Below are 11,515 nucleotides of genomic sequence, written 5' to 3'. Positions count from 1 at the left end.
GACATTCAGACATTCAGACATTCAGACATTCAGACATTCAGACATTCAGACATTCAGACATTCAGACATTCAATAGGTAGTCTACTTTTTTTGCCTACTCTTTATTCACTTTCTGCTTAAATTTTTATTTTTTTATCAGATAGTAGCAATATTCCTAGTATTTAAATATTATATAGAGTACTGCTTTTATTAAATTAGGTTAGTGAGATTAGATGGGAGTTTATATAAAGAAAAAAGCCATCACTTTAAATCGTAATGGCTTTTTTGTATATTATTTTATTAAACTTGTTCCAGTCATTTCTGAAGGTTTTTCTAATCCCATTGCTTGAAGGATAGTTGGAGCTATATCTGAAAGTCTTCCGCCTTCTCTAAGCTCTTTTCCTTCTGACTCATTGCTTACCCAAAGGTATGGTACTGGATTTGTTGTATGTGCTGTATATGGTGTTCCTGTTGAAAAATCTATCATCTTTTCTGAGTTTCCATGGTCCGCAGTTATAAATACAGTTCCATCTTTAGATAAAACTTTATCAACAATTTTACCTAGGCATGTATCTACAGTTTCAACAGCTTTTTCAGCAGCTGCTATTACCCCTGTATGACCTACCATGTCTGGATTAGCAAAGTTTAGAATTACCATATCATATTTATCAGTATCTAGTCTATTAAGTAATTCATCTGTTACTTCATAAGCACTCATTTCTGGTTTTAAATCATAAGTTGCAACCTTAGGTGATGCAATAAGAGCTCTGTCTTCACCTTCATATGGCTTTTCTACTCCACCATTAAAGAAGAATGTTACGTGTGCATACTTTTCAGTTTCTGCAATTCTTAATTGATTTAATCCTTTATTGCTTACATATTCACCTAATGTATTATTAATTCCATCAGCTCTATATGCAACATCTACGCCTTCAAGAGTTTTATCATATTGAGTCATAGTTACAAATGTTAAGTCTAATGTTTCTCTTTGGAATCCATCAAACTGTTTATCATTTATAGCTCTAGTTATTTCTCTAGCTCTATCTGGTCTAAAGTTAAAGAATATAACTGAGTCTCCATTTTTTATGCTAGCAGTTGGGTGTCCATCTTCTAATACAACAGTTGGTAAAACAAACTCATCAGTTTTGTTATCATGATATGAGTTTTCCATAGCTTCTACTGCTGATTTTGCAGTTTCACCTTTACCGTTAACCATAGCATCATACGCTAATTGAACTCTTTCCCATCTATTATCTCTATCCATAGCATAATATCTACCGCTTATAGTAGCTATTTTACCAATAGAGTTTTCTTTCATGTAGCTTTCAATTTCTTCTACAAAGCCTTTTCCTGATGATGGAGGTACATCTCTACCATCCATAAATCCATGTAGGTAAACTTTTGTTAATCCATTATCTTTAGCTAATTTTAAAAGACCTTTTAAATGATCTATATGTGAATGAACTCCACCATCTGATAATAATCCTAAAAGATGTAATGCAGAATCATTTTTCTTAGCATTTTCTACTGCTTTTAATAAAGCTTCATTTTTGAATAAGTTACCTTCTTCTATTTCTTTTGTTATTCTTGTTAATTCTTGATAAATTATTCTTCCAGCACCAATATTTAAATGTCCAACTTCTGAGTTTCCCATTTGTCCACTAGGAAGACCAACATCTAATCCTGATGCTTGTATAGTAGTATGTGGATATTTGCTAAACAATCTATCATAATTTGGTTTATTAGCAATCTCAACAGCATTTCCATCTGACTTTGGTGCGATTCCAAAACCATCTAATATCATTAATAAAACAGGTTTCTTTGCCATAACTACCTCCAAAATAGTACTTATTATTATAAAAAGAAACAAATATTCTCTTTATTTTTTCTAAATTAATTATATTCTACTGATATTAAAAAAACAATAGCAACAACCACTCTTTCATAAGATTGATTGTCGCCATTGTTATTTTCATTTGCAGATTAGTAGTTTACTATTGCTGCAAAATCTGTAGCTACTAAACTAGCTCCACCTACTAAAGCACCATCTATATCTGATTGAGCCATTTGAGCTTTTATTGTATTAGGTTTAACGGATCCACCGTATTGTATTCTAACTTTATCAGCAATTTCTTTTCCAAACATTTCAGCAACAACGCCTCTTACAGCACTTATTGTTTCGTTTGCTTGTTCATCTGTAGCAGTTTTACCAGTTCCTATAGCCCAGATTGGCTCGTAAGCTATAACAACTTTTTCTGCTAAATCAGCTGATAAACCTTCTAAGTCAGCTTTTATTTGAGCTCCAACTACTGCATTAGTTGTTCCATTTTCTCTTTGTTCTAAAGTTTCTCCACAACAAAGAATTGGAGTTAAGTTGTGAGCAAATGCAGCTTTAACTTTTTTGTTTAAAGCTTCATCAGTTTCATTGAAGTATTCTCTTCTTTCGCTGTGTCCTAAAACAACATAGCTAACTCCCATAGCTTCTAACATTCCTGGAGCTATTTCTCCTGTGAAAGCTCCTTTTTCTTCAAAGTGCATGTTTTGTGCAGCAACTTTGATGTTTGAACCTTCTACTGCTTTTAATACAGCATCTAAACAAACAAAAGTAGGGCAGATTACTACATCACAAGTAGCATCCTTTACTAATGGTTTTAATTCTTCTACAACTTTTACAGCCTCAGCTGGAGTGTAGTGCATTTTCCAGTTTCCTGCTATTATAGCTTTTCTCATTCTATTCACCTCTAAATATTTAATTATTTATCGTTTAAAGCAACTATTCCTGGTAATTCTTTACCTTCTAAGAATTCTAAAGAAGCTCCACCACCTGTAGATATGTGAGTCATCTTATCTCCAAATCCTAATATATTTACAGCAGCAGCTGAGTCTCCTCCACCTATAACTGTAGTAGCATCTGATTCAGCCATAGCTTTAGCTACTTCAACTGTACCTTTTGCAAAGTTTTCAAATTCAAAAACTCCCATTGGTCCATTCCAGATAACTGTTTTAGCTTCTCTAACAGCATCAGCATATATCGCTGCAGTCTTAGGTCCGATATCTAATCCCATATGTCCTTCTGGAATATTTTGATCTTCAGTTACTACTGGTGTAGCATCTGCTGAGAATTTATCTGCAACTATGTTATCTACTGGTAATAATAGATTAACTCCCTTAGCAGCAGCTTTATCTATCATTTCTTTAGCATATTCAACTCTATCAACTTCTACTAAAGATGTTCCGATTTCATATCCTTGAGCTTTTAAGAATGTATATGCCATTCCTCCACCGATTATTAGTGTATTAACTTTATCTAAAAGATTGTTAATAACAGCTATTTTATCTGAAACCTTAGCTCCACCTAATATAGCAACAAAAGGTCTAACTGGAGCATTAACTGTTTCTCCTAAGAATTTTAATTCTTTTTGAATTAAGTATCCACAAGCTGAAACTGGTACAAATTCAGTAACTCCAACTGTTGAGCAGTGAGCTCTATGTGCAGTTCCAAATGCATCATTTACAAATACGTCAGCTAATGAAGCTAATTCTTTTGAGAAAGTTTCAACGTTTTTAGTTTCTTCTTTTCTGCATCTTGTGTTTTCAAGAAGAACAACGTCTCCTTCATTCATTTTTGCAACAGCAGCTTTAGCATTTTCTCCTACTACTTCTTCATCTCTTGCAAATACTACTTCTTTTCCTAACATTTCGCTTAATCTTACAGCAACTGGTGCTAATGATTTAGAAGCGTCTTTTCCTAAATGTGAGCAAAGAATAACTTTTGCACCATTTTCTATTAAATATTTTATTGTTGGTAGTGCTCCAACTAATCTATTTTCATCAGTTATAACGCCATCTTTTAGTGGAACGTTAAAATCGCATCTTACTAATACTCTTTTACCTTTAACTTGGATATCTTCAATAGTTTTTTTGTTAAAACTCATTCTTTTCACCTCATAATATTTCTTTATTTTAAAACAGTCTGGTTTATAGCCTTATACTACAAAACCAGACTTATTTTTAACTTTAAAAACTTAAAACTAAATACTTAAATTATTTTAAGAAGTTAGCGAAATGTTTTATAGTTCTAACCATTTGGCTAGTGTATGAATTTTCATTGTCATACCAAGCAACTGTTTGAACTTGATATAAATCTTCTCCAATTTTTGAAACCATTGTTTGAGTTGCATCAAATAATGATCCAAATCTGATTCCGATTATATCAGAAGATACTAATTGATCTTCAGTGTATCCGAAAGATTCAGTTGTAGCAGCTTTCATTGCAGCGTTAATTCCTTCAACTGTAACATCTTTTCCTTTAACAACTGATATTAAGATTGTTGTAGAACCAGTTGGAACTGGAACTCTTTGTGCTGAACCGATTAATTTTCCGTTTAATTCTGGAATAACTAATCCGATTGCTTTTGCAGCACCAGTTGAGTTAGGAACTATGTTTACAGCTCCAGCTCTAGCACGTCTGAAATCTCCACCTCTGTGTGGACCATCTAATAACATTTGGTCTCCAGTGTAAGCGTGGATTGTTGACATTATACCACTTTGGATTTCTGCATATTCGTTAAGTGCTTTAGCCATTGGAGCTAAGCAGTTAGTTGTACATGAAGCAGCAGAAATTATGTTATCTTCTGCAGTTAATATATCATGGTTTACATTGTATACAACTGTTGGAAGGTCATTACCAGCTGGAGCTGAAATAACAACTTTCTTAGCACCTGCAGTGATGTGTGCTTGAGATTTTGCTTTAGATACATAGAATCCAGTACATTCAAGAACTACGTCTACTCCTAACTCTCCCCATGGAAGTGTAGAAGCATCAGCTTTTGCATATATTTCGATTTCTTTTCCATTTACAACGATAGAAGATTCTTTAGCTTCTACTGTTCCTTCGTATCTACCTTGAGATGAGTCATATTTTAATAAGTGTGCTAACATTTTAGGATCAGTTAAGTCGTTGATTGCAACAACATCATATCCCTCTGCTCCGAACATTTGTCTGAACGCAAGACGTCCAATACGACCAAATCCATTAATTGCTACTTTAACATTTGCCATTGAAATTTCCTCCTAAAAGATATAGATTTATTTAAAATATTTATAAAAAATATTTTATACCATTTAAGTTTGCTTAAGCTAAGTGAGTATTATTCATTAGCTCTAAAATATTCAAGCAGTCCTAACGCTGCACCTTCATCTGTTACTAATACCCCATATTCATTACAATTCTCTGTAGCAAGTATTGCTTCAACTTTATTATTTCCACCAGCTACTGAAATATGAGTTTTTATCTTTTTGGCAACATCGTAATTTATACCTATAGAATTAGATACAAAAACTACTTCACCTTCTTTATTAAAGTAACATCCAAAAGCTTCGCCTACTGCTTCTAATGATTTTAATTTTTGTTTATCCTTTTGTGATAAACCTCTTTTTTCAGCCATTTCATCTGCTATTCCTATTCCATATATAAGAACGTCAGCTTTATGAATGTTTTGAATAATGTCTTTTATTTCTTTTTCTTTAAGTAAAGTATCTAAAGCATTTCCACTAATATTCTCTGGAATATGAAGCATTTTATAGCTTCCGTTTAGTTTGTGTGCAAGTTCCGCTGCTAAGGTATTAGCTTGAGTTTCAACTTTTTTACCCATTCCACCTCTTGCTGGAACTACTAAGACATCACTTAGATTGTTTACTTTTGGGAAGTTATGTACAACTTCCTTTATTGTACTTCCTCCAGTTATGGCTACTACGTCTTTATTTCTTATTATTTCTCTTGCGTAGTTAGCTGCTGCTTTACCTAATTCTTTAATTATAGAAGCATCTGCTTCTATATCACCTGGGACAATGATGACTTTTTTAAGCTTAAGAATCCTACATATCTCATCCTCTAGTTCAGCTAAGCCTTTAATTTCATGGAGAAAATCTTTTAGCTCTTCCACTACTGTTTCTCCCTCAACTGTAACGCTCATTCCGGGAGTGTTTATCTGGATAAGATTTTGTGCCTTTAAAAAATTCACTTCTGTCCTAACTATTCTTTCACTTAAATTTAGCTTGTTGGCTAAAATTCTACGCCCTATAGGCTGATAGTAATATATAGTTCTTAATATATTGTACCTTTTTTCTAGAACTTCAACTAATTCAGGGACAATACTTTTAAGTAACTTTAAAATGTTTTGCAATTCCAACACTCCTTTGGTACGCCTATGTCCCACTTGAAACTTTTATGTCCCACATCTATTATTATAAAACACTATAATTAAATTTGAAAGAGATTTTGTGAAAATTTTTCTAAAAAATTATTATTATTACTCAAATAGCAATAAAATATTATATTGCTATAGTATTTTATTGCTATATATTTTAAAATCTTTTTCTTTTACTTGATGATTTAATTCCCATTTCTTCTCTGTATTTTGCAACTGTTCTTCTAGATATATTATACCCTTTGTTATTAAGTTCATTACAAATAACTTGATCAGATATTGGTTTTTCTTTATTTTCTTTATCTACGAGATTTTTTATTTCATTTTTAATGTTTAATATATTTGTGTCTTCTCCACCATCTGTTACTGTTAGCCCTGTAGTGAATAAATTTTTTATTTTAACTGTTCCTCTATAGGTTAAAATAAATTTTTCTTTTATAGCTCTACTAACTGTTGATTCATGAATACCTAATTCTTCAGCTATTTCCTTTAATGTCATTGGTTTTAGGTAACTTTCTCCTTTTTCAAAGTAATCCATTTGCTTCTCTAAAATTTTCTCTAAAACTCTATATAATGTGCTTTTTCTTTGCTCTATACTTTTTATCAAAAACATTGCACCATTAATTTTTTGTTTTACGTAGTCTGTTGCAAATGCATCCTTAGAATTATTCAATATTTCTTTATACATAGAATTTATTGATAACTTAGGTAATACATCATCATTCATAAGTATAAAATATTCTCCATCAATCTTTCTTATTGTAGCATCAGGAATTATAAACTTTACATCATCCCCTGTATAAAATCCTCTTGATGGTTTAGGTTCTAATTCCTTTATAATGTCCCCATACTCTTGAGCTTCTTTAGGCGTAATATTCAAAGCTTTAGCTATTTGATTATATCTATTATCTGCAATGTCTTCTAAATGATTTTCTATTATTTCAAAAAGATTTTCGTCATCAAAATATTGCTTCTCTAATTGTATTGTTAAACATTCTTTTAAATCTCTAGCTCCAATTCCATCTGGTTCTAAAGATTGTAGAGTTTTTAAAGCCTTTTCAACAGTATCTAAGGGAACTTTCAATTCCTTACTTATATCTTGTGTAGAAATATCTAAATACCCTTTATTATCCAAACTCTCTGCTATATAAATACATAAACTCTTATGGAATTCATCTATGTTTAAGTCTATAATTTGCTCAATTAAAAAGTCTTTTAATGACTTTTGAGCTGATATGAATGTAAAAGGTGACACCTCGTCTTCATCATAGCTACCATAACTTTGAGATCCGTAGTTATCTGACTCAAAGTATTTTATCATTTCTTTATAATCATATCTATCTTGTATTTTTACTTCTTCTAAATCCTTTTCATAATTGGTTTCAATAACTGGGTTTTCTGCAAATTCTTTATTTATATACTCTAATAATTCACTTGATGACATCTGTAAGAGCTTAATTGAAAGTTGCATCTGCTGTGTCATAATAAGCTTTTGCTCTTGTGTTAGAGTCATATTAAAATTCATATTCATTCCATCACCCTTAATTCCTTTATATATTAACTATTTTAACTGTTATTACTATAAAAAATCAACCTACGACAACAATATTATTAATTTAAATAAAAGGTTTACAGTAAATGGAATTTATTTCATTGTTTTTATTATTTTATTAAATATTCTTTAATTTGTATTGTCTTTTCAGGTACTATAAATTTTTCTTCTATTATATTATCTTTATAATCATTTATTTCATTCATTAAGTTTTTTGAAATCTTTTGTTCTGTGGAAGGTGCAATATCTATATATCCATCCTTTAACCCTAAAGTAGTTATATAATTTTTGCCGCTTTTAAATGTTCCAGTAGCCACTTCCTTGCATACTTCGTAGGTAGCTTTATCTACTCTTTTTATCATAGATGATATTATTACTGAACTATATTCCTTATATATTTCTGCTTGATCCTGATCTACTCCTATAACATATTTATTTTCTTCCATTGCAGCTTTAAAAACACCTTCACCAGCTTCTCCTACTGCTTGAAAAATTATATCGCATCCATCTTTATAAAGTTCCTTAGCTATATTATAGGCCTTATCTTTATCCTTAAAATCCATGGTATATCTTGCAGTTTCTCCATTTAATAAAGATTCTGAGGCAATTTTATTTACGTTATTTACTCCAGCTGCATATCCTGTATAGAACCTTTCCAAAACATCATCCATATCTCCACCTATAAACCCAACCTTATTACTTTGTGTAAGTCTTCCAGCTAATACCCCTACAAGAAAGGCACCTTCTTGCTCTTTAAATTTTACACTTTTAACATTTTCATTATCACTTTTCCCATCAATTATTGCAAAAATCTTGTCAGAGAAGTCTTTTGATATTTTATTTAATGCCACATTCATATCTTCTCCTGTTACAATAATTAAATCACTTTTATTAGCAAGTTTTCTTAAGTTTTTTTCTATAGCTTCTTTACTATCATTTTCTACTGATACACTTTTTATATTAAAATCCTGAACCGCTTCTAATACACCTTTGTAGGATTGTTCATTAAAATTATTTTCTTTAAATACTCCTTTATCTGATAAGAAACCTATTTTAGTAGTCTTTCGAAGAAAAGTATTTTCAATTATATTACAAGAGCATAGGTTGCTAGAAATCAAAATTATAATTATAAAATAACTTAACCGCCTATTTTTCATTAAAACAAACCTCCTTTAGAGTTAGTTTATCCGAAAAATATTAAATTATTTTCAAATCAAAGTTAAAGAAAAAGACTACTTAGAATTATTATTTAATCTAAGCAGTCTTTTTCTTTAATTAATACTTCCTCTTGGAATGAAAAATATTCCTGCAGCCCCTGGTCCAGAATGTATACCAACAGTACATCCTACCTCAGCCTCAACAAAATTAATATTTTTCTCTATTAGTTTCTCTTTAAGAGCTCCATATATCTCTTTATTTTCTGCATCTAAAATCATTAATGGTTCTCCAGATTCATATCCGTATTCTTCTAACTCTTCAAGAATAATTTTAACAGCTTTCTTACTTCCTCTAACCTTGTCCTTAACAGCCATTTTGCCGTCTTTAACTTCTAATATAAGTTTAATACCTAAAACACTTCCTATAGTCCCTGCTGTTTTAGATAAACGTCCACCTTTAACTAGATATTCTAAAGATTCAAATGCTAAAGAACTTCTTATGTGAGGTATTCTTCTTTCAATTTCATTCTTTATATCTTTTATTTCTAATCCTTGTTCAACTAATTCTGCAGCCTTTATAACTAATAATCCTAGTCCTGCCGTAACATTTCTAGAGTCTATTACAACTATATCTTCACTACCTAACATTTCTTTTGCTATGCAAGCTGATTGATAAGTCCCACTCATATCTGAAGATAAATGAATAGATATAATTTTATAACCATCTTCTAATAACTTCTTGTACGTTTCATAAAATCTTTGAGGTGTAACTTGAGCAGTAGTAGGAAATACATTCCCTTCTCTTATTTTTTGGAATAAGACATTTCTAGTAATTTCAGTTCCGTCTAAATAGCTTTCTTCCCCAAAATTTATTAATAATGGCAATGACTCAATACTCTTCTCTAAAATAATATTATTAGGCAAATCCGCCGTCGAATCAGTAACTATTTTTATTTTATTCATAATTTACTCTCCCTCACTCACTCATCTTAATATATTACTCTACAAAATAAATATCTATAATCCCAAAAAGAAATTTACTTCATCTGAGGAAAGTCCAACTGTTTTAATGCTTCATATGCTATTACGCAAACTGTATTAGATAAATTAAGACTTCTAGTACTAGTATTTATCATAGGCACTCTCATACCTTGTACTCTTTCATGAACCTCCTTAGGAACCCCTGATGATTCCCTTCCAAACATAATAAAATCTCCAGCTTGAAACTTTATTTCATTATAATACTTATCTGCATGTGTAGATGATAAATATATGGTATTATGTCCATACTTAGCCATAAAGTCTTCAAAACTTTCATGCACTTCTAAATCAAGATCTTTCCAATAGTCTAATCCTGCCCGCCTTACACTTTTCTCATCTATAGAAAAACCCATAGGTTTTATTAAGTGTAATTTAGAATTAGTAAGTACGCAAGTTCTAGCTATATTTCCTGTATTTTGCGGTATTTCAGGTTGATACAAAACTATGTTAAGATTCACTCTTTTGTCCCTCCATTTTGAATAATAAAATTTTATTATTCAAGAAAATAAGATGGTAAAGCTAATCCATCTTAAATTTATATTACACTATAGAAATATATTAGTCAAAACACTAAATTATATAATTTATATTTTTCTCATCAAAATATTTCGTAATATTTTCACAAAAGAAATTTTTCATATTATTTATTTCTTCATTAGTATAAACATATTTACCATATCCAAATTGTCCATATTTAAATTTTCTTATTTCTTCATCCATAGGGAGCAAGCTTTTTGGGTAAACGCTTAAAATATTTTCTTTTGCTCTTTTTGTGAATCTATGAGATATTATTTCAAAATTCACTTGATAACCTTTAAATAATTCCCCAATTCTGTTTATAAGTTCTTTATAGTCTTCTTGCCAATTATCATAAAGAAACACAGGCGCTATAATAAATCCTAACGGATAGTTTGCCTTTGCAATTTTATAGGCTCCTTCTATTCTTTCATTTATTCCATTTGTTTTATGTTCAAACTTTCTAATAATGTTATCTGTATTTATTGAGAATCTTATAGTAGTTCTCCCATTATGTTTTAGGTTAAGCAAAGAGTCAACATCTCCATATTTAGTTACAAATCTAAACTTAGTGTATTCGTTACTTCCAAATAACTCTATAGCCTTCTCTAAAGCTCCAGTATATTGTTCTACAGGTATTGGATCAGATGTTGCTGCTCCTTCAAATATTGTTACCTCTGGTTTCCTGTCTTCAACATACTTTAATGCTTTTCCAAAGATCTCATCTAAATTTACATGAATTTTTGTATATGGTCTTTTACCTAATTGAGTATTTAAATAACAATACTCACACATTCCCATACACCCACTTACTAATGGTAACTGATAATGAGCAGAAGGCTTACAGCTTTGAAAATCCAATGTTTTCCTTACGCCTACTACCAGTGTGCTTTTACCTTCTACATACATTTCTCTAGGAGTATTACCTGGAATTCCACTTACTCGTCCTTTTGATATTATTATTTCTTTCTCTTCTTTACGAAATCTATTTAGTAGTTCCTCGCCTAGCTTATATTCTAGAGCCTTTTCTTCCATTATTACTCTACTTGGAATAAACATTT

10 protein-coding genes are annotated in these 11,515 nt (G+C 30.9%); all 10 read right to left on the bottom strand.

Annotated features, from left to right (window positions below; all coding sequences use genetic code 11):
• Positions 1 to 271: 271 nt before the first annotated feature.
• Entirely contained in the window at positions 272 to 1,807 is a 1,536-nt protein-coding gene (gpmI, locus tag BUA92_RS15140) for a 2,3-bisphosphoglycerate-independent phosphoglycerate mutase (protein ID WP_073020846.1), read from the bottom strand.
• A gap of 155 nt (positions 1,808 to 1,962) precedes the next feature.
• Positions 1,963 to 2,709 (bottom strand): triose-phosphate isomerase, encoded by a 747-nt coding sequence (tpiA, locus tag BUA92_RS15135; RefSeq protein ID WP_073020844.1) that lies wholly within the window; start codon positions 2,707 to 2,709, stop codon positions 1,963 to 1,965.
• Between the two features lie 23 nt (positions 2,710 to 2,732).
• The gene (locus BUA92_RS15130) at positions 2,733 to 3,914 is read right to left on the bottom strand and encodes a phosphoglycerate kinase (protein WP_021803041.1); all 1,182 of its coding nucleotides are present in this window, start codon (positions 3,912 to 3,914) and stop codon (positions 2,733 to 2,735) included.
• A gap of 109 nt (positions 3,915 to 4,023) precedes the next feature.
• Positions 4,024 to 5,040 (bottom strand): type I glyceraldehyde-3-phosphate dehydrogenase, encoded by a 1,017-nt coding sequence (gene gap, locus BUA92_RS15125; protein WP_073020842.1) that lies wholly within the window; start codon positions 5,038 to 5,040, stop codon positions 4,024 to 4,026.
• An 89-nt stretch (positions 5,041 to 5,129) separates the two neighbouring features.
• Positions 5,130 to 6,164, bottom strand: coding sequence for a sugar-binding transcriptional regulator (locus tag BUA92_RS15120; RefSeq protein ID WP_073020840.1), 1,035 nt, complete (start codon positions 6,162 to 6,164; stop codon positions 5,130 to 5,132).
• 181 nt (positions 6,165 to 6,345) lie between these two features.
• Positions 6,346 to 7,713 carry an RNA polymerase factor sigma-54 gene (gene rpoN, locus BUA92_RS15115; RefSeq protein ID WP_175550915.1) on the bottom strand — a complete coding sequence of 456 codons (1,368 nt, stop codon included), beginning with the start codon at positions 7,711 to 7,713 and terminating at the stop codon, positions 6,346 to 6,348.
• Between the two features lie 137 nt (positions 7,714 to 7,850).
• Positions 7,851 to 8,897: a BMP family lipoprotein gene (locus BUA92_RS15110; protein WP_073020835.1), complete on the bottom strand. Its 1,047-nt coding sequence runs from the start codon at positions 8,895 to 8,897 to the stop codon at positions 7,851 to 7,853.
• Between the two features lie 114 nt (positions 8,898 to 9,011).
• Entirely contained in the window at positions 9,012 to 9,860 is an 849-nt protein-coding gene (locus tag BUA92_RS15105; protein ID WP_073020833.1) for a DegV family protein, read from the bottom strand.
• Positions 9,861 to 9,934: 74 nt separating this feature from the next.
• A complete protein-coding gene (locus BUA92_RS15100) occupies positions 9,935 to 10,396 on the bottom strand; it encodes a tRNA (cytidine(34)-2'-O)-methyltransferase (RefSeq protein WP_073020831.1) in 462 nt (153 codons plus the stop codon).
• Positions 10,397 to 10,508: 112 nt separating this feature from the next.
• The gene (splB, locus tag BUA92_RS15095) at positions 10,509 to 11,513 is read right to left on the bottom strand and encodes a spore photoproduct lyase (RefSeq protein WP_073020829.1); all 1,005 of its coding nucleotides are present in this window, start codon (positions 11,511 to 11,513) and stop codon (positions 10,509 to 10,511) included.
• Positions 11,514 to 11,515: the final 2 nt, after the last annotated feature.

The organism is Clostridium intestinale DSM 6191, assembly GCF_900130055.1.
Taxonomy (GTDB): domain Bacteria; phylum Bacillota; class Clostridia; order Clostridiales; family Clostridiaceae; genus Clostridium_T; species Clostridium_T intestinale.
The sequence above is the reverse complement of the archived record's forward strand: the minus strand, read 5'-3'. Positions and strand labels throughout refer to the sequence as shown.